The sequence below is a fragment of the Pseudomonas sp. TE6288 genome, from assembly GCF_054062095.1.
In genome coordinates this window covers 73,968-97,860 of sequence record NZ_JBSSEW010000009.1, presented here as the reverse complement: position 1 = coordinate 97,860, position 23,893 = coordinate 73,968, and the positions used below count along the sequence as shown (strand labels likewise).

Below are 23,893 nucleotides of genomic sequence, written 5' to 3'. Positions count from 1 at the left end.
TGGCAGGGAGTGGGCTACTGCCAGGGCGGACAAGTTTGCCTCCGACAACCCCGGTGGCCAGTACGCGCCCAAGCCTGGTGGCGGTGTAAGCGGCGGCGAGGTCTACCTTGAGAATGCCGCGCAGATCAAGAAATACGTGGGCGTTCCTTCTATCCCCATTGCGTCGGTCAGTGACAATTACTTCAAGCTCGATATCAACAATGCGGGCAGCGTGACCGAGAAGGGCGCCACCGATCACGAGCGCAATGCCGCCCAGGTGGCCGATGGTCTGGTGCGCAGCGGTGGTGGCTGGACGATTACCTACGACCCCAACAAGCTCAATATCAACCAGATGCAAGGAAACTGGGTCAACAACACCTTTACCGCCGCCGCGACTCAGATCCTTGCCGACGGTTATCGCCCAGGCAACATCAACACCGCCAGTGATGTATTCGACTTCAGTCTGCGTGGCTCCAGCCAGGGGCTGTCCTATGGCAGTACCTTGGGTGCATTGCTGAACTCAGGCGATGCCCGCGCACGTCTGACCCTGCCTACCGACCCGTTGGTCCTGGACCTGAATGGCGATGGCGTGCGCTTGACCGATTACCTGACGGCCCCGGTGTTCTTCGACGCTGACAACGATGGCGGCAGTCTCGAGGAAACCGGCTGGGTCAGTGCCGAGGATGGCATTGTCGTGGTCGACACCAATGCCAATGGCAAAATCGACAACATCAGCGAGACCCTTTCCGAATACTTTGGCGGGGCGGCCGGCAGCAATGGCGATGCCGGCCAGAAGCGTTTCGCCAACGGTTTCGCCGCGTTGGCCAGTCTCGACAGCAATGCCGATGGGGTGTTCGACAGCCAGGATGCGGCCTGGTCGAGCGTCAAGGTCTGGGTCGATGGCAATCACGATGGCAAGAGCTGGCTGGACCTCAACGGCAATGGCAGCATCGAGACGGGTGAAGCCAGCGAGCTCAAGTCGCTGACCGAACTGGGCATCACCCGGATCAACCTGGGTAACCAGGCACAGAGCGGCGAAGTGCGTGACGGCAACGAAGTCCTGGCGCGCGGCACCTTTGTGCAGAACGGCGCGACCAAGGAAGCCATCGCTGCAAACTTCGTGGCCAACCCGAACGGACACGTGTTCAGCGCCAGTGGCAACGGCACGATCGTTTCCACCCAGGGGGCCGGGCAGGTGGCGCCGGTCAAGGGCTACGTTTCCGCTTCGACCACGGGAGAGCGCATCGATGTGGCGCTCAAAGGGGTCAATAATGCCACCGGTGGTTCAGGCAACGATGTGCTGTTGGGTGATGCCCAGAGCAACTGGCTGGCCGGTGGCCAAGGCAGTGACAGCTTCAATGGTGGGGCCGGTGACGATGTCCTGCTGATCGACGGTGACGACCTGCCCGGCAACATTCACGGTGGTGACGGCACCGACATCGTGCAGGTGCTCGGTGACAAGGGCGTGCGCCTGAACCTGGCCGAGGCCGGCGTGGAGATCGCCCAGGGCGGACGCGGTGATGACGTGTTCATCGGTGGGGGTAGCAGCACGGTCTACCTGCGTGGTGGCGATGGCGACGACGTGCTGGTCGGCGGTTCGGCCAACGATGCCCTCTCTGGCGAGGATGGCGATGACTTCATCAACGGCAATGCTGGCAATGACGTGCTGCGTGGCCACCGTGGGCGTGATCAGTTGTTCGGTGGCGAAGGCAACGATTTGATCGAAGGTGGCCTCGATGACGACAGCCTCAACGGCGGCGCCGGGGACGACGTACTGATCGGTGGTGCTGGCGACGATGTGATCGACGGTGGCGATGGCCTGGACGTCGTGGAACTGTCGGGTGATTTTGCCGACTACCGTCTGACTCGTACCGCCGAAGGTGTCTGGATCAGCGACACGGTGGCGGGCCGCGATGGCACAGACTTCTTGAAGAACGTCGAGAGCGCCAACTTCCGCAACCTCAAGCAGGTGGAGATTCCGAGCGCCACCAGCGCTGGCAGCGAGAACCCTCTGCTGGTCAAGGATGTCCTGGGCAAGGATCGGGCGGGTGTCGCCTTCGAGCGCACCAGCGCGCACCTGATCGGCAAGGAGCAGTTGCTGCAGAACGATATCGATTGGCAGCACGACGCCCTGCACATCACCGGCCTGTTCGAGGTAGTGGGGGGTAGCGCCAGCCTGACCCAGGCGGGGGACGTGCTGTTCACCCCGGATGCGACCTTCACGGGCGTGATGGGTTTCAAGTACACCGTGGCCGACGCCAAGGGCCATGCGGCGACCACGGTCGTCAACATGGGGACAGGTGAGAGCGCAACGATGCGCGCTGCCGTCTACCTGCGCACCGCTGACCTGCCGGCCGATCCGCTGGTGACCGACCAGTGGTACCTGTCCCAGGCCAATATCCTGCCAGTCTGGAAGGATTACACCGGCAAAGGTGTACGGATCGCCCAGGTCGAAATCCAGAGCCCGTTCGGCACCACGCGGGAAATCCTCGATTACCGCCATGCCGACCTCAAGGATAACCTCGACCCGCAGTGGCTGGCCAACGCGACCCCGGGGCAGATGGCCGGTGAGGGCAGTGGTGGCAAGTTCAGCGACCATGCGACGCTCGTCGCCGGTGTCATGGTCGCCTCGCGCAACGGTGAAGGCAGTGTCGGCGTGGCCTACGACGCCAGCATCGCCGGCTACTGGGTCGACAAGCATGACTTCACCAACCTGTCGCATATGCGCGAGTACGATGTGGTGAACCACAGCTGGGGCAGCAGCAACCACTTCGACCTGAAGTTCACGCCGACCGAACTGGGATTGATGCCCACGCCGTTCAAGCAGGCTATTGGCCAAGGGCGTGATGGCCTGGGCACGGTGATCGTCACGGCCGGCGGCAACGATCGTGAGAAAGGCGGCAACACCAACTACTCGAACCTCACCAACAGCCGCAGCAGCGTCATCGTGGGCGCGATCAACGCGACCACCGACCTGGGGGCCTTGCAGCTGGGCGGTAAGCCGTTCTCCAGCCCAGGGGCCAGTATCCTGGTCAGTGCACCGGGTTCAAATGTGACGTCGACCTCGCGCCTGGTTCAGAACGACAACGGCTCGACTTTTGGTAGTGACACCAGCGTCTCCCAGGGCACCAGCTTCGCGGCACCGATCGTCTCGGGCATCGTCGCGTTGATGTTGGAAGCCAACCCCACGCTGGGCTATCGCGACGTTCAGCAGATCCTTGCGATCTCCGCCCGCAAGGTGAATGACAGCGCCACCACCTGGCAGACCAATGGTGGCCAGAACTGGAACGGCGGCGGTATGCACGTTAGCCATGACTACGGCTACGGTGAAGTCGACGCCCGCGCGGCGGTGCGCCTGGCAGAAACCTGGAACAGCCAGCAAATCCTGACCAACGAACTCAGCCTGGCCACACCGTTGGATTCGGGCGTGCTCAATCGGCCAATCAGCGACGGGCAAGGTGCTGGGATCAGCCATTCGCTCAGCATGGGCAATGTCGACTTGCTGGCCGAGCATGTCGAGGTCAAGGTGAGCCTGACCCATGCCCGGCCCGGTGACTTGATCCTCAAGCTGATCTCGCCCTCGGGCACTGAGTCGATCCTGATGAATCGCCCTGGCAAGGCGCCTGGCAGTGATGCCAGTGATCGTGGCAATGCCAGCTTCGACGGCGCGCAGAGCCTGGACTATGTCTTTAGCACCGCGTTGCTGCGGGGCGAAGCGGTGCAGGGCAACTGGACGCTGCACGTGATCGACAGCGTGACGGGCGATATCGGCACGCTGAACAACTGGAGCCTGAATGTCTTTGGCAGGGGCGCCAGTGCCGACGACCAGTACGTGTACACCAACGAGTTCGCGCAACTCGCCGGGACGGGCGCACGCAATGTGCTCAACGACACCGATGGCGGCCAGGACACGATCAATGTGGCGGCCATTACCAGTGCCAGCAGCATCGACCTGGCCAAGGGCGAAGCTACTTTGGTCGGTGCGCGCCTGACCATTGCCAACCCAGGCCAGATCGAGCACCTGATCGGTGGGGAGTTCGCTGATACGCTGACCGGCAACGCGGCCAACAACACCCTCGTGGGTGGACGCGGCAATGATGTGCTGGCCGGCGGGGCCGGCATCGACACGCTGATCGGTGGGCAGGGCAACGATACCCTGAGCGGTGGTGCCGATACCGATTACTTCATCATCGACAAGGCTGCCGGGGACACCGACACCCTGACCGATTTCGTGATCGGTACCGACCGGATCGTGCTCTCCGGCTTTACCGCCGACACCTATGCGACGATGGCCATTTCCCAGCAAGGTGCCGATGCGCGTCTGGACCTCGGCGATGGGCAGGTGCTGGTGCTCCGGAATGTACAGGCCGCAGACCTGACATTGAGCAGTTTCATTCACACGCCGCAGGCCCTGCGTGTGAATCAGCTAACGCAAGCGTCGGGCTACGGTTTCGGCCTGGATGGCACGGCCACCGAGCGCAACCTGCCGAACACCAGTGGTGGTTTCCGGTACTGGACCAACGATGCGGGCGAGCGGGTGTTTGGTGGCACGGGGAGCGATACGATCCAGGGTGGCCTGGGGAACGATGTGCTGGTCGGTGAGACCTCCACCGACTCAGCCGTCGGTGGCAATGACCTGATCAACGGCGGCGAAGGCAACGATGTCGTGCGTGGGGGGGCAGGCGACGATGTGCTGTACGGTGGCGCGGGGCTGGATTACCTGGGGGCGATGCCGGCGACGATACCTTGTACCTGGAGGGTGACCAGGCGATCAGCGACCATGCCACCACCACGTTGCTGTCTGCGAACATCAACCTCAGTGGTGCGGCGACCCACACCGGCGCCTCGGTGGCCGGCGGTGCCGGCAACGATCGCTTCGTGCTGGTCGAAGACCTGCGCGCCAGCGCCTCGCAAGGTGTCATGGCCAACCTGATCGACGACTTCGAGGTGGGCAACCCCAAGGAAACGATCGACCTGTCGCAGATTCATGCGGTACGCGGCTTTGCCGACCTCAATTTCAGCACCGTCACCGTCGATGGCCAGCAGTACCTGCGGGTTTGGCTCGGGACCATGGCCAGTGGTACCCAATACCTGACGCTCAAGGGTGTGACTGCGGGCCAACTGTCCGCCAGCCACTTCACCTTTGGTCAGGGCGGCGCGCAACCCAAGGTGCTGTTGACTGGAACGGCGGGTAACGACCTGCTGGTGGGGGATGCCGGGGGCAATACCCTGGACGGTGGCGTCGGTGCCGATGTGATGGAGGGGCGGCTGGGTGATGACACCTATATCGTCGACCACCCTGGCGATGTCGTTAAGGAAGTGGTCGGTGGTGGCTACGATGTGGTCAAGTCCAGCGTTAGCCATGTCCTCGCCGATGAAGTGGAAGTCCTGCAGTTGCAAGGTTCGGCGGCCATCAACGGAACGGGCAACGGCTTGGCCAACCGGCTGGTTGGCAACGCGGGCAACAATATGCTCGATGGCGCCGGGGGCGCGGATGTGATGGTGGGCGGCCTGGGCGACGACATCTATGTGGTCGATGACGGCGCCGACCGCATCGTCGAGTCGGCCGACGAGGGCACGGACACCGTCCGCAGCTCGGTCTCCTTCACCCTGGCCACTCATCTCGAGAACCTCGAGCTGACCGGCGATGCTGACATCAACGGTACCGGCAACGCGGTCGACAACATCCTGCGTGGCAACCGTGGGGACAACCGGCTGGATGGCGCCCAGGGCGCTGACCAGATGCATGGCGGCGGGGGCAACGACAGTTACTTCGTCGATCATCTGGGTGACCAGGCGATCGAGGCGCCCGACAGTGGCTTCGACCGAGTCTTCGCCAGTGTGGACTTCTCTCTCGGGGCAAACGTCGAGCGCCTGGAACTGGTCGGGCCGGCCTTGAATGCAACGGGCAACAGCGCGGACAACGAACTGATCGGCAATACGCTGGACAACCGCTTGTACGGTGGCGCGGGCAACGACTTCCTGCAAGGTGGCAGCGGCAACGACCGCTATGTATTTGGTGCGGGGCACGGCCAGGACGTCATCAGCGAGGCGCTTGGTGTCGCAGGCGGTACCGACAGCATCGTCTTCGAGGCGGGTATCGAGGAGCGCGACGTGGCGGTCGAACACTCGGCCCAGGGCATGGTCCTGCGCCTGAACGACGGTCAGCAGATCGTCTCGGGTTGGACCGCCGCTGGCGGTCATGCTATCGAGCGCATCGAATTCGCCAACGGCAAGGTCTGGAACACCGCGACCCTGGCCACGCTGGCCAACCGCGTGCCCACGGTAGCTTCCGCGATCACCGACCAGAACGTGGCCGAGGACAGTCGATTTGTCCTGACCCTGGGCATGAACACGTTCAACGACGCCGATGCCGGAGATACCCTGACGCTGCGCGCTACCTTGACCGATGGCAAGCCGTTGCCGGGCTGGCTCAGCTTCGATGCGCCAACCCGTACCTTCAGCGGGACGCCGGGCAATGCCCAGGTCGGCCGCCTGGACATCCTGGTCACGGCGACCGACAAGGCGGGTGCCGCGGTGTCCGATGCTTTCAGCCTGAACATCGCCAACGTCAATGACGCGCCGCAGTTGGCCAATGCCATCGTCGACCTGAACCTCAAGAGTGGCCAGGCACTGCAATACGCGCTGCCGGCCAACACCTTCAGCGACGTCGACGCAGGTGACCGGCTGAGCTATCGGGCAACTCTCGCCAGCGGGGCGGCCCTGCCGGGCTGGCTGGTGTTCGATGCAGCCAGCCGTACCTTCAGTGGCACGCCGGTCGAGGGCGGCACGCTATCGATCAAGGTCACGGCGGTGGACCAGTCGGCGGCCGAGGCCAGTGATGTATTCGACATCGTCGTGAGCCCTGCCACGACCGTGATCAATGGCACGGCGGGTGCCGACAACCTGCGTGGGGATGCCCAGGCCAACACGCTCAATGGGTTGGCCGGCGACGATTACTTCTACGGTGGCGCCGGGGACGATGTGCTCAACGGCGGTGATGGCAATGACTCGCTTTACGGGGATATCGGCAACGACATCCTCGATGGCGGGGCAGGCAATGATCGGCTGTCGGGGGACACGGGCAACGACACCTACCGCTTCTACCGTGGCATGGGGCAGGACACGATCGTCGACTTCGATCCGACCGTGGGCAATGTCGACACCCTTCAGGTTGCCGCCGACATCACGCCGGCCGATGTACTGGTGAGCCGAGATGGCGGTTATCTCACCCTGGCGATCAAGGGCACGTCCGACAAAGTGACGATCACCTTCTTCAACGATGTCAACTACAGCTTCGAGCGTGTGCTGTTCGCCGACGGCACGACCTGGGACCTGGAGGCGCTGAAGAACATGACGCGCGGCACGCCCAGCCAAGGGGCCGATATGCTGTACGGGGATAGCGGCGCCGATGTGCTCGACGGGCTGGCGGGTAACGATCGGATCTATGGCGGTGCCGGCGATGACCGGCTCATCGGTGGGGCCGGTAACGACAACCTGTACGGTGAGGCGGGCAATGACACCCTCGAGGGTGGCGACGGCAACGACTCGCTCAACGGAGATGCTGGCAATGACATCCTGGATGGCGGGGCCGGTGATGACAGCCTCAGTGGTGGTCAGGGCGATGATGTCTACCTGTTCTACCGAGGGATGGGGCAGGACAGCATCAGCGAGTTCGACATGAGCGTCGGCAACAACGACACGATCAGGGTTGCCGCGGGGATCAGCGCGGCGGATATCACCCTGACCCGCGATCTCTGGGACTTGCAGCTGGGCATCAAAGGCACCACGGACCGGATGACCATCCGCAGCTACACCGACGCCAATTACCAGGTGGAGCGTGTGGCCTTCGCCGACGGTAGCGTCTGGACAGTCGACGACCTGCGGCGTCTGTCGCGGGTGGCGCCGAGCGAAGCCGCCGACACCGTCTATGGCGACGACAGCAACGAGCGGATCGATGGCCTGGCGGGCGACGACAAGCTCTATGGCTTGTCCGGTGACGACGTGCTCATCGGTGGGGCTGGCAACGACCAGCTCGATGGTGGCAACGGCAACGATACTCTCGACGGAGGCATCGGCAATGACACGCTGTCGGGTGGGGCAGGTAACGATACCTATCTGTTCCAGCGCGGTGGTGGGCAGGACACGATCTCCGACCGCGACTGGACCACAGGCAATGTCGATGTGATCAAGTTCGGCCCAGGCATTGTCGCGGCCGACGTCAAGGCATCGCGCCAAGGCGACAATCTGGAACTGGCAATCAGCGGCTCGACCGACAAGGTGACCGTCAGCAACTGGTTCTTCGCCAAGGATAACCAGGTCGAACAGGTTCAGTTCGCCGATGGCACGTCATGGGATGTGGCTACCGTGCAGGCCCTGGTCAAGGGCATGGCCACCCAGGGCGATGATGTGCTGCAAGGCGCGGAGGCGGTCGACGACACCCTCAACGGCCTGGGGGGGAACGACAAGCTCTACGGGCTCTCGGGCAACGACACCCTCAACGGTGGTGCCGGCAACGACATGCTCTATGGTGGGCCTGGGGCGGACATCCTCGACGGCGGTGCTGGCAATGACAAGCTTCAGGGGGATGCTGGCAATGACACGTACCTGTTCTACCGGGGTGCCGGGCAGGACGAGATCAGCGACTACGACTATCAGGCCGGTAACCTCGATGTGATCGAAGTCGCAGCGGGTATCGCGCCGTCCGACCTCAGCCTGAGCCGGGATCTGTCCAACCTGTACATCGGTATCAAGGGCAGCACCGACACGCTGAAGGTGAACAGCTGGTTCTCCAGCGCCTCGAACCAGGTCGAGCAGATCCGCTTCGCCGATGGCACACGCTGGGACGTCGACACGATCAAGACAATGGCCAGGGGCTCCGCAACCCAGGGTAACGACCAGCTGTTCGGTGACGAGACCCAGGCTGATGTGCTCAGTGGGCTTGACGGTGACGACAAGCTCTACGGGTTCGCCGGCAACGACACGTTGCTGGGCGGCAAGGGCGCCGACGAGCTGTATGGTGACAGTGGCGCCGACACACTTGATGGTGGGGCCGGCAACGATCGCCTCGAAGGGGGAACCGGTGACGACCTCTACAAGTTCGAACGTGGAGGAGGCCGGGACGTCATCAACGACTTCGACAGCGACACCAACATAGATGTGCTGCAGTTTGGCCCGGGAATTTCGGCCGAACAGCTGTGGTTCCGCAAGAATGGCTGGGATCTCGAGGTCAGTGTGATTGGCACAGACGACCAGGTGACGGTCTCCAAATGGTCGTTCTGGGGCGCGGGCAACTGGGAGAAGGCGCAGCATGTCGAACAGTTCCGCACCAGTGATGGCAAGGTCTTGCTCGATGGCCAGGTCGACCAGCTGGTTTCGGCGATGGCAGCGTTCGCGCCGCCCGCGGCAGGGCAGATGACATTGCCGCAGAACTACAAGGAGGCACTCGACTCCGTCATTGCCAGCAACTGGCAGTAAGGGCAGACAGGTACGTGGCCTGAAGGGCACGTACCTGTGCAGGCCGACCGCTTGTACACCCCCAAGGTGTGGAAGCGGTCGGGACGTCTTGATGCATCCCCTCAGCTCATCATCATGCGCCTTGTGAACGCAGGGCCTGTTCACGGGTCAACCGCAACGGTTGGTCATCGTTCGCCTTTGATTTGACGCTGCCCACCTTGCTCGGTATAAACCGCGTCTTATTGATCTGTCAGGCCATTCCCATGAGCTTCAGCCCCCTGATCCGCCAACTGATCGACGCCTTGCGCATCTTGCCCGGCGTCGGCCAGAAAACCGCCCAGCGCATGGCCCTGCAGCTGCTGGAGCGTGACCGCAGTGGCGGCACGCGCCTGGCCCAGGCCCTGAGCCAGGCTATGGAGGGTGTCGGTCACTGCCGCCAATGCCGCACGCTGACCGAGCAGGAACTCTGCCCGCAGTGCGCCGACCCGCGCCGTGACGACACGCAACTGTGCGTGGTCGAGGGGCCGGTGGATGTGTACGCAGTGGAGCAGACCGGCTATCGAGGTCGCTACTTCGTGCTCAAGGGGCATCTCTCGCCGCTGGACGGGCTGGGGCCGGATGCCATCGGCATTCCACAGCTGATGGCGCGGATCGAGGAGCAGGGCACCTTCAGTGAGGTGATCCTGGCCACCAACCCCACGGTGGAAGGGGAGGCGACGGCGCACTACATCGCCCAGCTGCTGGCCGAGAAGGGCCTGACTGCCACGCGCATCGCCCATGGCGTGCCGTTGGGTGGCGAGCTGGAATTGGTGGATGGCGGGACGCTGGCTCACGCCTTTGCCGGGCGCCGGCCGATTTCGCTGTAAGTCGTTGCAAAGTATCGCGGGGCCAGTCGCATCGGCGCACCGCCGCTCCCGCGCAGATCAACATGCGTGGAAGCGGCGGTGCGCCGATGCGACTGGCCCCGCGATCGTTTTGAAGGCGAACTCAGTATTCGCTCAGGGAAAACTCGGTCAGGCAGAAGGTCGGCACCCCGGCCGCCTGCAGGCGACGCGAGCCTTCCAGTTCCGGCAGGTCGATGATCGCCGCCGCCTCGAACACTTGCGCACCGGTGCGGCGCACCAGGTTGGCGGCCGCCAGCAGGGTGCCGCCGGTGGCAATCAGGTCATCGAAGATCAAGACCGAATCCCCATCGCAGAGACTGTCGGCATGCACTTCCAGGAAGGCCTCGCCGTATTCGGTCTGATAGCCCTCGGACAGCACGTCAGCCGGCAGCTTGCCCTGCTTGCGGAACAGGATCAGCGGCTTGTTCAGCTGGTGAGCAATGATCGAGCCAATCAGGAAGCCTCGCGCGTCCATGGCGCCGATATGGCTGAACTCGGCCTCGACATAGCGCTCGATGAACTGGTCGGCGACATAGCGCAGCCCGCGCGGCGACTGGAACAGCGGGGTGATGTCGCGGAAGATCACGCCCGGCTTGGGGAAGTCCAATACCGGGCGGATCAAGGCTTTGAGGTCGAAGGTGTCGCTGTGCATGGGGCGGGTATCCTGGAAAAACTCGGCGTCAGTATACCCTTTTAGCGCGGCGATCAGACCTCGAGTGCACCACCGGCTAGCGCGCACAACTGGATCGGGTCGAGAATGTGCACTTCCTTGCCCTCGGCCTTGAGCAGGCCGTTCTGCTGGAAGCGGGTGAACACGCGCGACACGGTTTCCACCGCCAGGCCCAGGTAGTTGCCGATCTCGTTGCGCGACATGCTCAGGCGGAACTGGTTGGCCGAGTAACCACGGGCGCGGAAGCGCGCCGACAGGTTGACGAGGAAGGTGGCGATGCGCTCGTCGGCGGTCTTTTTCGACAGCAGCAGCATCATCTGCTGGTCGTCACGGATCTCGCGGCTCATCACCCGCATCAGCTGACGGCGCAGCTGTGGCAGCTGTACCGAGAGTTCGTCGAGGCGCTCGAAGGGGATCTCGCACACCGAGGTGGTTTCCTGGGCCTGGGCCGACACCGGGTAGGCCTCGGTGTCCATGCCGGACAGGCCGACCAACTCGCTGGGCAGGTGGAAACCGGTGATCTGCTCTTCACCGCTGTCGCTGAGGCTGAAGGTCTTGAGGGCGCCGGAACGTACTGCGTAGACCGAGCCGAAATTGTCACCCTGGCGGAACAGGAACTCGCCTTTCTTCAGCGGGCGGCCGCGTTTGACGATTTCATCCAGTGCGTCCATGTCTTCCAGGTTCAGGGACAGGGGCAGGCACAGGGGGGCCAGGCTGCAATCCTTGCAGTGGGCCTGGTTGTGTGGGCGCAGTTTTACTGGCTCGGACATTTCTTTCGATCCTTGTGGGAAAGCACACATAAGCCGTAAGGATAACCTGCGGCATGGGCTGTAGGCCAGTGTGCGCATTTTTGGTGCACGCTAGCAGCGGTGCGGAAGGTGTGTCCCGTCACCGTTCAACTGTCCATAGTGTGCCTCGAAAGGCGGGCTGTCCATGCGGTGAAACGCCTCAAGCGCCTCAGATCACCCGCGAGAAACGCTGGCGGTTCTGCTGCGCGAGGTAGGCGTCGAACACCATGCACACCGAGCGCGCCAGCAGGCGGCCGGCCGGCAGGATGCGGATGCCCTTGGCGTCCAGGCTGATCAGGCCGTCGCGTTGCATGGCTTGCAGTTGTGGCCACTGCTCCTTGAAGTAGCCGCGAAAATCGATGGTGAAGGCGTGTTCGATCGCTTCGAAATCCAGTTCGAAGTGGCAGATCAGTTGCTGGATCACTGCGCGGCGCAAGCGATCGTCCTGGTTGCACATCAGGCCGCGCTGGGTCGCCAGCTGGGCGGTGGAGAGGGAGTCCTGGTAGGTGTTGAGGTCGCTGCTGTTCTGGCAGTAGAGGTCGCCGATCTGGCTGATCGCCGACACGCCCAGGCCGATCAGGTCGCAGTGGCCGTGGGTGGTGTAGCCCTGGAAGTTGCGTTGCAGGGTGCCTTCTTCCTGGGCGATGGCCAGCTCGTCGTCGGGCAGGGCGAAGTGGTCCATGCCGATGTAGCGGTAGCCGGCGGCGGTCAGTTGGTCGATGGTGGCGTGCAGCATCTCCAGCTTGGCCGCCGGGGCCGGCAGGTCACTACTGTCGATGCGCCGCTGGGGCATGAAGCGTTCGGGTAGATGCGCGTAGTTGAATACCGACAGACGGTCGGGCTGTAGGCGGATCACTTCCTCGACGGTGCGGGCGAAACCTTCCGGGGTCTGCTTGGGCAGGCCGTAGATCAAGTCCAGGTTGATCGAGCGGAACTGCAGGGTGCGCGCTGCTTCGATCAGCGTGCGGGTCTGCTCCAGGCTCTGCAGGCGGTTGACCGCGCGCTGCACGGCGGGGTCCAGATCCTGCACGCCGAGGCTGACACGGTTGAAGCCCAGCTCGCGCAACAGGCCCATGGTCGACCAGTCGGCCTCGCGCGGGTCGATCTCGATGCCGTAGTCGCCGGAGTCGTCGTCCAGCAGGTGGAAGTGCTGGCGCAGGGTGGCCATCAGCTGGCGCAGTTCCACATGGCTGAGAAAGGTCGGCGTGCCGCCGCCGAAATGCAGCTGCTCGACGACTTGCTTGGGGTCGAGGTGGCAGGCGATCAGCTGGATTTCCTGCTCCAGGCGTTGCAGGTAGGGCGCGGCGCGGCCGCGGTCCTTGGTGATGACCTTGTTGCAGGCGCAGTAGTAGCAGATGTTGGCGCAGAACGGCACATGTACGTACAGCGACAGCGGGCGGGTGGCGCGGCGGCTCTCGCGCAGGGCGTGGAGCAGGTCGAACGAGCCCACTTCGCCATGCAACTGCACAGCGGTCGGATAGGAGGTGTAGCGTGGCCCGGCCAGATCGTAGCGACGAATCAGGTCGGCGTCCCAGCGTAGGTCGTCGAGCATGTGGGTAGTCCCCGGATAAAGCTGCAGTGTCCGGAGTCTAGGGGCGCTTGTAAGAAGTCGTGTTGATTTGTATCAGGAGATCTGGCGGTCGCAGCAGCCCCTCAATGCCCCATGAGCCAGTGCTGGTGAGGACCGGGCAGGGTCCACAGGCCAAAGAGAATTACCAGCACGCCGCCGGCCATGCGCACTCCGCGATGGCGCAGCAGGCTACCCACCCGCTCGGCCGCCAGCCCCGTGGCCAGCAGCACCGGCCAGGTGCCCAGGCCGAACGCCAGCATCAGCGCCGCGCTGTGCAGTGCATCGCCCTGGCTCGCCGCCCACAGCAGGGTGCTGTACACCAGCCCGCACGGCAGCCAGCCCCACAGGGCGCCCAGCAGCAAGGCGCGGGGCAGGCTGGAAACCGGCAGCAAGCGCGTGGCCAGCGGCTGCACATGGCGCCAAAGCCCGCGCCCGAGTGCCTCGATACGGGTCAGGCCGCTCCACCAGCCGGCCAGGTACAGGCCCATGGCGATCAGCAGCAACGCGGCCGCGACCCGCAAACCGGTCGCCAGCGGGCTGCTGGCCAGGGCCACGCCAGCCAGGCCCAACAGCAAGCCGGCGGCGGCATAGCTGAGGATACGCCCGAGGTTGTAGGCCAGCAGCAGGCGCAGGCGCCGGCTGCGCTGTTCGGGGGGGATGGCCAGGGTCAGGGCGCCCATCAGGCCGCCGCACATGCCCAGGCAATGGCCGCCCCCGAGCAGGCCCAGGACCAGCGCCGAGCCCAGCAGGGGGATCAGTTCAGGCACGCGGGGCAGGGTCCTGGTCTTCGGGTTTCTCGCCCTTGGGCTTTACGGCGGCCTGGTGGCAGGGGTCCTGGTCATCGAACAGGATGCTGTGGGCCGGGCCTTCCAGATCGTCGTACTGGCCGCTGTCCACCGCCCAGAAGAAGATGTACACGGCGACACCGACCAGCAGCAGGGCGGCGGGGATCATCACGTAGAGGGCGGGCATAGCGGTTTCCTTTCGAGCGACGCGGGCTCGCGCCCGGGCGGCGTCACGCCGCTGGGCAGCCGGGTCAGGCGCAGGGCGTTGAGCACCACGATCAGCGAGCTGACCGACATGCCGATCGCCGCCCACACCGGGGTGATCCAGCCGAGCGCGGCGAACGGCAGCATGAGGCCATTGTACAGCGTCGCCCAAAGCAGGTTCTCGATAATGTTGCGGCGGGTCCGGCGGGCCAGGTCGAAGGCCTGCACCAGCGCCTGCAGGCGGTTGGACAGCAGCACCGCGTCGGCGCAGGTCTTGGCCAGGTCCGTGGCGCTGCCCATGGCGATGCTGATGTCGGCGGCGGCCAGCACCGGTACATCGTTGACGCCGTCGCCAAGCATCAGCACCTTGCGCCCTTCACCCTGCAGCGTTTTCAGGCGGGCGAGCTTGTCGTCCGGACGCAGGCCGCCGACGGCCTGGTCGATGCCCAGTTGCGCGGCCACCTGCGCGACCATTGGCGAACTGTCGCCGGACAGCAGCAGCGTATTCCAGCCGCGTGCCTTGCAGGCCGTCACCAGATCCTGGGCGTCGTCGCGCAGGCGGTCATCCAGGCCGAACCAGGCCAGTGGCCCTTGCCGGTCCCCGAGCAGCAGCCATTGCCCGTGTGGCTCCGGCACGGTGGGTACCTCGGCGCCGCTGAGTGCGCAGACGAAGGTGGCCTGGCCGATACGCAGGCGCTGGCTTGCCAGCATGCCTTCCAGGCCCAGCCCCGGCACGGCAGTGACGGTTTCGGCCGCCTGTGTGGCGCGCCCGAAGGCACGGGCGATGGGGTGTTCGGAACGGTTCTCCAGCGCCGCCGCCAGCGCCAGGCACTGGTCAGCGTCCAGTCGGCCCAGCGGGCGGATGCTGCGCAGGGCCAGGCGGCCTTCGGTGAGGGTGCCGGTCTTGTCGAAGATCACCGTGTCGATCTGGTTGAGGCCTTCGAGCACATGCCCGCGGGTCACCAGCAGGCCGAGCTTGTGCAGGCTGCCGGTGGCGGCGGTGAGAGCGGTGGGGGTGGCCAGCGACAGGGCGCAAGGGCAGGTGGCGACCAGCATGGCCAGGACGATCCAGAACGCCCGGGGCGCATCGAGCTGCCACCAGACGACACCGATCACCGCGGCGGCGACCAGGGTGAACAGCAGGAACCATTGCGAGGCGCGGTCGGCGATCTCCGCCAGGCGCGGTTTCTCCGACTGGGCGCGCTCCAGCAGGCGGACGATGGCCGACAGGCGCGAATCCTGGCCCAGGGCCTGGACCTCGACCGTCAGCGTGCTTTCGACGTTGAGGGTGCCACCGGTCACCCGGTCGCCGACGCGGCGCGCCAGGGGCAGGTACTCACCGGTCAGCAGTGATTCGTCGACGCTGGAGCGACCGTCGACGATGAGCCCGTCGGCCGGGATGACGGCCCCAGGCAGCACCTGCACACGGTCGCCGCACTGCAGTTCGCCGAGCAGGATGCGTTCGCCCTGGCCGTTGGCGTCCAGGCGCAGGCACGACGCCGGCAGCAGGTTGACCAGCTGCGCGGTGGCCGCCGCGGTGCGTTCGCGGGCGCGGCGCTCCAGGTAGCGGCCGGTGAGCAGGAACAGGGCGAACATGCCCACGGTGTCGAAATACAGCTCGCCATGGCCGGTGATGGCGGTCCAGATCCCGGCGCAGTAGGCCAGGGCGATGGCCAGCGACACCGAAAGGTCCATGGTCAGGTGGCGGGTGCGCAGGTCGCGGGCCGCGCCCTTGAAGAACGGTGCGCAGCTGTAGAACACGATGGGCGTGGTGAGGAACAACGCGACCCAGCGCAGGATGGTGTGCAGCTCGGGCGACAGGTCGATGTTGAATTCCGGCCAGGTGGCCATGGTCGCCATCATCGCCTGGAACCACAGCAGCCCGGCCACGCCCAGGCGACGCAGGGCGCTGCGATTTTCCCGGGCCAGCTGTTCGGCGGCCTGGTCGGGCTGGTAGGGGTGGGCGGCATAGCCGATGTGGCGTAGCCCGGCCAGCAGCTGCGACAGTGGCAGTTGCTGGTCGTCCCAGTTGACCAGCAGGCGATGGTTGGACAGGTTCAGCCGGGCGTCGACGACGCCGGGCAGGGTGCGCAGGTGCTTCTCGATCAGCCAACCACAGGCGGCGCAGCTGATGCCCTCGACCAGCAAGGTGGCCTCGGCCAGTTCGCCTGTGTGGCGCACGAAGGTCTGCTGCACGTCGCTGCGGTCGTATAGGGCCAGCTCGTCCTGGAGTTGGCGGGGCAGGGCCTCGGGGTTGGCGCTGGTGTCGCTGCGGTGCTGGTAGTAGTGCTCCAGGCCCCCGGCGACGATGGACTCTGCCACTGCCTGGCAGCCGGGGCAGCAGAATGCCCGGGGCTCGCCAAGCACCACGGCGGTGAAGCGGCTGCCGGCGGGGACGGGCAGGGCGCAGTGGTAGCAGGGGGTGGGTTGGCTCATCGACATCTCTTCTTGCTGCAGCGGGTTCGTGGCAGCGGGCTTGCCCCGCGATGGGCCTGGAATGCTGGTTTTCAGGCCCGCCCCCACGAGGTGTGGTGTGTCGCTGTTACTGGTGCTCGGCCCCTTGAATGGCTTCATCGCCCAGCTGCAAGGTCACCCCATGCTCGACCTTCTCCTCCTCGAACAACCGCCACACATGGTCGTCCTGGCTGCCGAGCAGCTCGACGAAGCGCCGGCCGTCGACCTTGTCGTCCAGCTGGCCGACATAGCGGCCTGGCTCGGTGCGTGCCAGCTGCACCTTGCGGTCCTTGGCCGGCTGGGTCGGCGAGATCAGGTTCAGCTCCAGCGCCTGCGGGTCGCTGTTGCCGGTCAGGCGCACTTCGACCTCGCCGGTCAGCTCGTCCAGGTGCACGCTGGCCTTGAGGTTGAGGGTCTGGGCCAGCAGCTCGCGGTCCAGCGAACGGTTGATACCCTTGCCGGCCTCGTAGTAGTTGTCGTTGACCAGGTTGTCCGGGTTGCGCACGGCGATGCTGACCATGGTCAGGCTCAGGCACACCGAGGTGGCCAGGATGCCGATGATGATCCAGGGCCAGAGGTGCTTGTACCAGGGGCTGGCGGCGGTGGCGGCAGGCATTGTCTAGGTTCTCTTTCAGCGGATCTGTGGGCCGATGAAGCGGCTCTTGGCTTCAACCTGGCTGGCGCTGTCGTCAGCGTCCTTGAGGATGAAGGTGATTTCGTTGGTGGTCGAGGGCAGCTGCTCCGGTGCGACCGACAACTGCACCGGCAGGTTGACGATATCGCCGGCGGCCACGCGGATCTCGCGTTGGCCTTCGAGCTTGAGGTCGGGCAGGCCGGCGGCGTCGAGCACGTAGACGTGGTCGCGCTGGTCCTTGTTCATCACCTTGAGGCTGTAGACGTTCTCGATCCGGCCTTGTGCGTTCTCGCGGTACAGCACGCGGTCCTTGGCCACGTCGAAGCCCACCAGCGAACGGGTGGCGAAGGCGGTGACCAGAGCGCCGATCATCACCAGCAGCACCAGGGCATAGCCGATCAGGCGCGGGCGCAGCATGTGGGTCTTCTGCCCGGACAGGTTGTGCTCGGTGGTGTAGCTGATCAGGCCCTTGGGGTAGTTCATCTTGTCCATGATGCTGTCGCAGGCGTCGATGCAGGCGGCGCAGCCTATGCACTCGATCTGCAGGCCGTCACGAATGTCGATGCCGGTGGGGCAGACCTGCACGCACATGGTGCAGTCGATGCAGTCGCCCAAACCCTTGGCCTTGTAGTCGATGTCCTTCTTGCGCGGGCCGCGGGTTTCGCCGCGGCGCGGGTCGTAGGAAACGATCAGGGTGTCCTTGTCGAACATCACGCTCTGGAAGCGCGCGTACGGGCACATGTAGATGCACACCTGCTCGCGCAGCCAGCCGGCGTTGCCGTAGGTGGCCAGGGTGAAGAAGCCGACCCAGAAGTAGGCCCAGCCATCGGCTTGGCCGGTGAAGAACTCGATCGCCAGTTCGCGGATCGGCGAGAAGTAGCCGACGAAGGTCATGCCGGTGACGAAGCCGATCAACAGCCACAGGCTGTGCTTGGCCAGCTTGCGCAGGAGCTTGTTGGCGCTCATGGGCGCCTTGTCCAGCTTCATGCGCTGGTTGCGGTCGCCTTCGGTGACTTTCTCGCACCACATGAACACCCATGTCCACACGCTCTGCGGGCAGGTGTAGCCGCACCAGACCCGGCCGGCGTACACGGTGATGAAGAACAGGCCGAAGGCGGCGACGATGAGGATGCCCGAAAGCAGGATGAAGTCCTGGGGCCAGATGGTGGCGCCGAAGATGTAGAACTTGCGCTCGGGCAGGTTCCACCACACGGCCTGGTGGCCGCCCCAGTTCAGCCAGACGGTGCCGAAATACAGCAGGAACAATACCGCGCCACCGACCATCCGCAACCTGCGGAAAATGCCGGTGAAGGCGCGGGTATAGATTTTTTCGCGCGAGGCGTAGAGATCGACGGAATCCTTCCCTTTGCTGGCAGGCGGGGTGACGTCATGTACCGGAATTTGCTTGCTCATCATCAAGTCCCACGGCAGTGGAGAAATGCCGCGGCCAGTGCGTGCCGGCCGCAGTCTCGCGCGTTCTGCTAGCGCTCTGCGGCCCATGATACGCCTGTGATAGCGCATGCGGGGCGCACTGCGACACTTAGTCGCGTTGGGTTCGTGGTGTGAATCGTGTTATGGCGGGTGTCAATTGATCCATGTCAGTCGCGGCTGTTTTTGCATGTGCTGAAACAACCATGGGAGCGGCGTGCCGCCGCTCCCATGGTTCGACATCACTCGGCTTGTGGGGCCTGCTGCTGTTCCTGGTGCGACAGGCTATACACGTACGCCGCCAGCAGATGCACCTTGTCGTTGCCCTGCATCTGCGCCTGGGCCGGCATCTGGCCCTGGCGACCATAGCGGATGGTCTGTTGCAACTGGGCGAAGCTCGAACCGTAGATGAACGCTTGCGGGTGGGTCAGGTTGGGCGCGCCCATCGCCGGGGTGCCCTTGCCTTCGGGGCCGTGGCAGGCCACGCAGTTGGTGGCGAAGATTTCCTTGCCCTTGGCCGGGTCGGCCTTGGCGTCCTCGGGCAGCTTGCGACCGTCGAGGTTGGTCAGCACGAAGGCCGCCACATCCGCCACGCCCTGTTCGCCGATGACCGTGGCCCAGCCCGGCATCACGCCATGACGACCGTTCATGATGGTGGTCTTGATGGTCTCCGGCTCACCCCCCCAGCGCCAGTCGTTGTCGGTCAGGTTGGGGAAGCCGTAGGCGCCGCGGGCATCGGAACCGTGGCATACCGAGCAGTTGGAGGCGAACAGGCGCGCGCCCATCTTCAGTGCCTGCGGATCCTTGGCCACTTCCTCCACCGGCATGGCGGCGAACCTGGCGAAGATCGGCCCGAAGCGGGCGTCGGCCTTGGCCATTTCCTTTTCCCACTCGTGCACGCCGGTCCAGCCGGCCTGGCCGTTGGAAAACTCGGTCTTCTTTTCGTTGTCGACGTAGGCGTAGCCCGGCAGGATGCCTTTCCAGTTGCCCAGGCCTGGGTAGAGCACCAGGTAGCCGAGGGCGAAGACGACGGTGCCGACGAACAGCCAGAACCACCATTTCGGCAGGGGGTTGTCGTACTCCTCGATGCCGTCGAAGGCGTGCCCGACGACTTCGTCGGTGATTTCCTCGCGCTGGCCCCGGCGGGTCGACAGCAGCAGCCAGGTCAAGGCGAAGATGGTGCCCAGGGTCAGGACGGTGACGTACAGACTCCAGAAGGTTGTCATTGTTGTTTGCTCCTAGAAGCTTGTGCTTGCTCGACGTGACGGGTGGCTTCGGGATCGTCCGCGAACGGCAATTGCGTTGCCTCGTCGAACTCCTTCTTGCGCCGCGGGCTGAACACCCACAGCGCCAGGCCCACGAAGGCCACCAGCACCACGACGGTGCCCAGGCCGCGAATCATCCCGATATCCATCACGGTCACCGTTTGCTCTTGATGAGGGTGCCAAGGCCTTGCAGGTACGCGACCAGGGCGTCCATCTCGGTCTTGCCCTTGACCGCGTCGGCGGCGCCGGCGATGTCTTCATCGGTGTAGGGGGTGCCCAGGGTGCGCAGCACTTCCATCTTCTTGGCGGTGTCCTTGCCGTCGAGCTTGTGCTCGACCAGCCACGGGTACGACGGCATCTTCGACTCCGGCACCACGTTGCGCGGGTTGTACAGGTGCGCACGGTGCCAGTCGTCCGAGTAGCGCCCGCCGACCCGGGCCAGGTCCGGGCCGGTGCGCTTGGAGCCCCACAGGAACGGGTGGTCCCACACGCTTTCACCGGCTACCGAGTAGTGGCCGTAGCGCTCGGTTTCGGCGCGGAACGGGCGGATCATCTGCGAGTGGCAGCCGACGCAGCCTTCGCGGATGTAGATGTCGCGGCCTTCGAGCTCCAGCGCGGTGCGTGGCTTCATGCCCTCGACCGGCTTGTTGGTGACGTCCTGGAAGAACAGCGGGACGATCTGGGTCAGGCCGCCGACGCTGACGGCGATGACCATGAAGAAGGCCATCAGGCCAATGTTCTTCTCGACTGCTTCATGCTTCATCAGTGGGCTCCCACGACGACGATCTTGGTGGCTTCCTCAGCCTCCACCGGGTTGGCGGCGCGCACGGTGCGGTACACGTTGTAGGCCATCAGCAGCATGCCGGAGGCGAAGAACGCACCGCCCAGGGCGCGAACGATGAAGCCCGGGTGGCTGGCCTGCAGGGCTTCGACGAAGGAGTAGGTGAGGGTGCCGTCGTCGTTGATGGCGCGCCACATCAGGCCCTGGGTGATGCCGTTGACCCACATCGAGGCGATGTACAGCACGGTGCCGATGGTCGCCAGCCAGAAGTGCGCGTTGATCAGCCCGACACTGTGCATCTGCTGGCGGCCGTAGAGTTTCGGGATCATGTGGTAGACCGCGCCGATCGAGATCATCGCCACCCAGCCGAGGGCGCCGGCGTGGACGTGGCCGATGGTCCAGTCGGTGTAGTGCGACAGCGAGTTGACCGTCTTGATGGCCATCATCGGGCCTTCGAAGGTGGACATGCCGTAGAACGCCAGCGACACCACGAGGAAGCGCAGGATCGGGTCGGTACGCAGCTTATGCCAGGCGCCCGACAGGGTCATCATGCCGTTGATCATGCCGCCCCAGCTCGGCGCCAGGAGGATGATCGACATCACCATGCCCAGCGACTGCGCCCAGTCCGGCAGCGCGGTGTAGTGCAGGTGGTGTGGGCCGGCCCAGATGTACAGGGTGATCAGCGCCCAGAAGTGCACGATCGACAGGCGATAGGAGTAGATCGGCCGTTCGGCCTGCTTGGGCACGAAGTAGTACATCATCCCCAGGAAACCGGTGGTGAGGAAGAAGCCCACGGCGTTGTGGCCGTACCACCACTGGATCATCGCGTCGGTGGCCCCGGCGTAGGCCGAGTAGGACTTGAACAGGCTCACCGGCAGTGAGATGTGGTTGACGATGTGCAGCATCGCGGTGACCACGATGAAGGCGCCGTAGAACCAGTTGCCGACATAGATGTGCTTGGTCTTGCGCTTGACGATGGTGCCGAAGAACACCAGGGCGTAGGTGACCCAGACGATGGCCAGCAGGATCGCCAGCGGCCACTCGAGCTCGGCGTATTCCTTGGTGGTGGTGAAGCCCATCGGCAGAGTGATCAGCGCGCCGACGATCACCGCCTGCCAACCCCAGAAGGTGAAGGCGGCCATGCTGTCGGAGATCAGGCGGGTCTGGCAGGTGCGCTGCACCACGTAGTAGCTGGTGCCGAACAGGGCACAGCCACCGAAGGCGAAGATCACCAGGTTGGTGTGCAGCGGGCGCAGGCGGCCGAAGCTCGTCCATGGCAGGTCCAGGTTGAGCTGGGGCCATACCAGTTGCGAGGCGATGAAGACGCCGAGCCCCATGCCAAGGATCCCCCAGACCACCGTCATGATGGCGAACTGGCGGACGACCTTATAGTTATAAGCAGTCGGACTGATTGCAGTGCTCATTCTAAGGTTCCACGGTTTGGGTGTTCTTGTTGGTTGGTAAATCGGCGCCAGTATTGATAACCACCAGGGTTATGGCAACGCAAGTTGTGTACGCCGACCCGTGTCCAGGCCCTTTTCGCCACCGTCCCGTGGCGTTGGGGGTTGAACGATTGTACACAAATAAATATTTGTAATGTGTACCGTTTTCCATGTTTTTCTGATCGTTCGGTCAAGCTTTTGTTCTTGGGACGGGCACGCAAGGCACATCCCAAAGCCGCAGGCTCGAGCGTCCAGGTTGGATGCGTGATGTCAGGCTGTGCACCACGTCTGTTCCGGTCGCTGCGAGCGGAGCCACTGTGGCAACAAGCTTAGTTGTGTTCGGAGGGGGTGCAAGGTGGGGAGGGTAGAGCGGGCCTGTGGGAGCGGACTTGCTCCCACAGGGGTGTTGCGCTTGCTTACTTGGCGGTTACGGTTTCCGGCACTTCATCCTGCGACAGGCTGTAGACATAGGCCGCCAGCAGGTGGACCTTGTCATTGCCCTGGATATCCTGCTGCGCCGGCATCTGGCCCTGGCGGCCGTAGCGGATGGTCTGCTGCAGCTGGGCGAAGCTCGAGCCGTAGATGAACGCCTGCGGGTGGGTCAGGTCGGGTGCGCCCATGGCGGGGGTGCCCTTGCCTGCGGGGCCGTGGCAGGCCACGCAATTGCTGGCGAAGATCTCCTGGCCCTTGGCCGGGTCGGCCTTGACGCCTTCCGGCAGGCTGCGGCCATCGAGGTTGGTCAGCACGAACGCGGCGACATCTGCCACGCCCTGCTCGCCGATCACCGTGGCCCAGCCCGGCATCACGCCGTGGCGGCCGTTCATGATCGAGGCCTTGATAGTCTCCGGCTCGCCGCCCCAGCGCCAGTCCTTGTCGGTCAGGTTGGGGAAGCCGTAGGAGCCCTTGGCGTCGGAGCCGTGGCACACCGAGCAGTTGGAGGCGAACAGCCGGCTGCCCATCTTCAGCGCCTGCGGGTCCTTGGCCACTTCCTCCACCGGCATGGCGGCATACTTGGCGAAGATCGGGCCGAACTTGGCGTCAGCCTTGTCCATCTCTTTCTGCCACTCGTCCACCTGGGTCCAGCCGTTCTCGTAGCCGGGCAGGATGCCTTTCCAATTGCCCAGGCCTGGGTAGAGGATCAGGTAACCGACCGAGAACACCAGGGTGCCGACGAACAGCCAGAACCACCATTTCGGCAGCGGGTTGTCGTACTCCTCGATGCCATCGAAGCTGTGGCCCATGGTCTGGTCGGTGGTGTCGCTGCTCTGGCCCTTGCGGGTGCCGAGCAGCAGCCAGGTCAGGCCGATCAGGCTGCCGATGGTCAGTACGCTGATGTACGTACTCCAGAAGGTGGTCATTGCCGGGTACTCCTCATTGCAGCAGGTTCCTGCCCGGCGGGGGGCAGGCGGTCGTCGACGAAGGGCAGCAGGCGCGCTTCGGCGAAATCACGGTCGCGGCGGCGGTTGAACACCCAGAGCGACAAGCCGATGAAGGCGATCATCACCAGCAGGGTGCCCAGGCCGCGGATCATGCCGATGTCCATTTCCATCGCA

General features: G+C 64.4%; 17 protein-coding genes. 3 read left to right on the top strand and 14 right to left on the bottom strand.

The features are described 5' to 3' along the window. Window positions 1–136 precede the first annotated feature (136 nt). The 3 genes from ACVWY1_RS11170 (at window position 137) to recR (ending at window position 10,301) form a co-directional block, all read left to right on the top strand. Entirely contained in the window at window positions 137–4,912 is a 4,776-nt protein-coding gene (locus ACVWY1_RS11170; protein WP_457378274.1) for a S8 family serine peptidase, read from the top strand. Next, window positions 4,900–9,456 carry a calcium-binding protein gene (locus ACVWY1_RS11165; protein ID WP_457378302.1) on the top strand — a complete coding sequence of 1,519 codons (4,557 nt, stop codon included), beginning with the start codon at window positions 4,900–4,902 and terminating at the stop codon, window positions 9,454–9,456. The genes ACVWY1_RS11170 and ACVWY1_RS11165 overlap by 13 nt, the downstream gene beginning before the upstream one ends. A gap of 242 nt (window positions 9,457–9,698) precedes the next feature. Next, window positions 9,699–10,301 (top strand): recombination mediator RecR, encoded by a 603-nt coding sequence (recR, locus tag ACVWY1_RS11160; RefSeq protein ID WP_217868997.1) that lies wholly within the window; start codon window positions 9,699–9,701, stop codon window positions 10,299–10,301. 121 nt (window positions 10,302–10,422) lie between these two features. On the opposite strand, the gene ACVWY1_RS11155 is transcribed toward recR, so the two are convergent. The 14 genes from ACVWY1_RS11155 to ACVWY1_RS11090 form a co-directional block, all read right to left on the bottom strand. Then, window positions 10,423–10,971, bottom strand: a complete 549-nt coding sequence (locus ACVWY1_RS11155) for an adenine phosphoribosyltransferase (protein WP_139672510.1) — start codon at window positions 10,969–10,971, stop codon at window positions 10,423–10,425. Window positions 10,972–11,024: 53 nt separating this feature from the next. Next, window positions 11,025–11,759, bottom strand: a complete 735-nt coding sequence (gene fnrA, locus ACVWY1_RS11150; protein WP_023630845.1) for a Crp/Fnr family transcriptional regulator FnrA — start codon at window positions 11,757–11,759, stop codon at window positions 11,025–11,027. A gap of 187 nt (window positions 11,760–11,946) precedes the next feature. Next, window positions 11,947–13,329, bottom strand: a complete 1,383-nt coding sequence (gene hemN, locus ACVWY1_RS11145) for an oxygen-independent coproporphyrinogen III oxidase (protein WP_139672504.1) — start codon at window positions 13,327–13,329, stop codon at window positions 11,947–11,949. 101 nt (window positions 13,330–13,430) lie between these two features. After that, on the bottom strand, window positions 13,431–14,114 hold the full coding sequence (locus tag ACVWY1_RS11140) for a sulfite exporter TauE/SafE family protein (protein ID WP_139672501.1): 684 nt from the start codon (window positions 14,112–14,114) through the stop codon (window positions 13,431–13,433). Next, entirely contained in the window at window positions 14,107–14,319 is a 213-nt protein-coding gene (gene ccoS, locus ACVWY1_RS11135) for a cbb3-type cytochrome oxidase assembly protein CcoS (RefSeq protein ID WP_102684671.1), read from the bottom strand. The genes ACVWY1_RS11140 and ccoS overlap by 8 nt, the downstream gene beginning before the upstream one ends. Next, complete coding sequence (locus ACVWY1_RS11130) at window positions 14,301–16,772, bottom strand: heavy metal translocating P-type ATPase (protein WP_277503297.1); 2,472 nt, start codon at window positions 16,770–16,772, stop codon at window positions 14,301–14,303. Before ACVWY1_RS11130 ends, ccoS begins: the two co-directional genes overlap by 19 nt. Before the next feature lie 106 nt (window positions 16,773–16,878). Next, complete coding sequence (locus ACVWY1_RS11125) at window positions 16,879–17,406, bottom strand: FixH family protein (protein ID WP_102684959.1); 528 nt, start codon at window positions 17,404–17,406, stop codon at window positions 16,879–16,881. A 15-nt stretch (window positions 17,407–17,421) separates the two neighbouring features. Next, window positions 17,422–18,837 (bottom strand): cytochrome c oxidase accessory protein CcoG, encoded by a 1,416-nt coding sequence (ccoG, locus tag ACVWY1_RS11120; RefSeq protein WP_457378273.1) that lies wholly within the window; start codon window positions 18,835–18,837, stop codon window positions 17,422–17,424. A 257-nt stretch (window positions 18,838–19,094) separates the two neighbouring features. Next, the gene (gene ccoP, locus ACVWY1_RS11115) at window positions 19,095–20,078 is read right to left on the bottom strand and encodes a cytochrome-c oxidase, cbb3-type subunit III (RefSeq protein WP_110699087.1); all 984 of its coding nucleotides are present in this window, start codon (window positions 20,076–20,078) and stop codon (window positions 19,095–19,097) included. Beyond that, complete coding sequence (locus ACVWY1_RS11110) at window positions 20,075–20,266, bottom strand: cbb3-type cytochrome oxidase subunit 3 (RefSeq protein WP_102684962.1); 192 nt, start codon at window positions 20,264–20,266, stop codon at window positions 20,075–20,077. The genes ccoP (ACVWY1_RS11115) and ACVWY1_RS11110 overlap by 4 nt, the downstream gene beginning before the upstream one ends. A gap of 5 nt (window positions 20,267–20,271) precedes the next feature. After that, on the bottom strand, window positions 20,272–20,880 hold the full coding sequence (ccoO, locus tag ACVWY1_RS11105; protein ID WP_023631369.1) for a cytochrome-c oxidase, cbb3-type subunit II: 609 nt from the start codon (window positions 20,878–20,880) through the stop codon (window positions 20,272–20,274). After that, the gene (gene ccoN / locus ACVWY1_RS11100; protein ID WP_046856465.1) at window positions 20,880–22,322 is read right to left on the bottom strand and encodes a cytochrome-c oxidase, cbb3-type subunit I; all 1,443 of its coding nucleotides are present in this window, start codon (window positions 22,320–22,322) and stop codon (window positions 20,880–20,882) included. Before ccoN ends, ccoO begins: the two co-directional genes overlap by 1 nt. Before the next feature lie 434 nt (window positions 22,323–22,756). Further along, window positions 22,757–23,698, bottom strand: a complete 942-nt coding sequence (ccoP, locus tag ACVWY1_RS11095) for a cytochrome-c oxidase, cbb3-type subunit III (RefSeq protein ID WP_102684963.1) — start codon at window positions 23,696–23,698, stop codon at window positions 22,757–22,759. Further along, window positions 23,695–23,889, bottom strand: coding sequence for a cbb3-type cytochrome oxidase subunit 3 (locus tag ACVWY1_RS11090; RefSeq protein WP_046856463.1), 195 nt, complete (start codon window positions 23,887–23,889; stop codon window positions 23,695–23,697). Before ACVWY1_RS11090 ends, ccoP (ACVWY1_RS11095) begins: the two co-directional genes overlap by 4 nt. Between the last annotated feature and the right edge of the window lie 4 nt (window positions 23,890–23,893).

What these genes read in the sequence shown, in the direction of transcription:
- ccoG (WP_457378273.1), bottom strand. Translation starts at nt 18,837, where the DNA reads ATGAGCAAGCAAATTCCGGTACATGACGTCACCCCGCCTGCCAGCAAA.
- ACVWY1_RS11165 (WP_457378302.1), top strand. Translation starts at nt 4,900, where the DNA reads ATGGCCAACCTGATCGACGACTTCGAGGTGGGCAACCCCAAGGAAACG.
- ACVWY1_RS11125 (WP_102684959.1), bottom strand. Translation starts at nt 17,406, where the DNA reads ATGCCTGCCGCCACCGCCGCCAGCCCCTGGTACAAGCACCTCTGGCCC.
- ccoS (WP_102684671.1), bottom strand. Translation starts at nt 14,319, where the DNA reads ATGCCCGCCCTCTACGTGATGATCCCCGCCGCCCTGCTGCTGGTCGGT.
- recR (WP_217868997.1), top strand. Translation starts at nt 9,699, where the DNA reads ATGAGCTTCAGCCCCCTGATCCGCCAACTGATCGACGCCTTGCGCATC.
- ccoP (WP_110699087.1), bottom strand. Translation starts at nt 20,078, where the DNA reads ATGACAACCTTCTGGAGTCTGTACGTCACCGTCCTGACCCTGGGCACC.
- ACVWY1_RS11130 (WP_277503297.1), bottom strand. Translation starts at nt 16,772, where the DNA reads ATGAGCCAACCCACCCCCTGCTACCACTGCGCCCTGCCCGTCCCCGCC.
- fnrA (WP_023630845.1), bottom strand. Translation starts at nt 11,759, where the DNA reads ATGTCCGAGCCAGTAAAACTGCGCCCACACAACCAGGCCCACTGCAAG.
- ccoN (WP_046856465.1), bottom strand. Translation starts at nt 22,322, where the DNA reads ATGAGCACTGCAATCAGTCCGACTGCTTATAACTATAAGGTCGTCCGC.
- hemN (WP_139672504.1), bottom strand. Translation starts at nt 13,329, where the DNA reads ATGCTCGACGACCTACGCTGGGACGCCGACCTGATTCGTCGCTACGAT.
- ACVWY1_RS11090 (WP_046856463.1), bottom strand. Translation starts at nt 23,889, where the DNA reads ATGGAAATGGACATCGGCATGATCCGCGGCCTGGGCACCCTGCTGGTG.
- ccoP (WP_102684963.1), bottom strand. Translation starts at nt 23,698, where the DNA reads ATGACCACCTTCTGGAGTACGTACATCAGCGTACTGACCATCGGCAGC.
- ACVWY1_RS11110 (WP_102684962.1), bottom strand. Translation starts at nt 20,266, where the DNA reads ATGGATATCGGGATGATTCGCGGCCTGGGCACCGTCGTGGTGCTGGTG.
- ACVWY1_RS11155 (WP_139672510.1), bottom strand. Translation starts at nt 10,971, where the DNA reads ATGCACAGCGACACCTTCGACCTCAAAGCCTTGATCCGCCCGGTATTG.
- ccoO (WP_023631369.1), bottom strand. Translation starts at nt 20,880, where the DNA reads ATGAAGCATGAAGCAGTCGAGAAGAACATTGGCCTGATGGCCTTCTTC.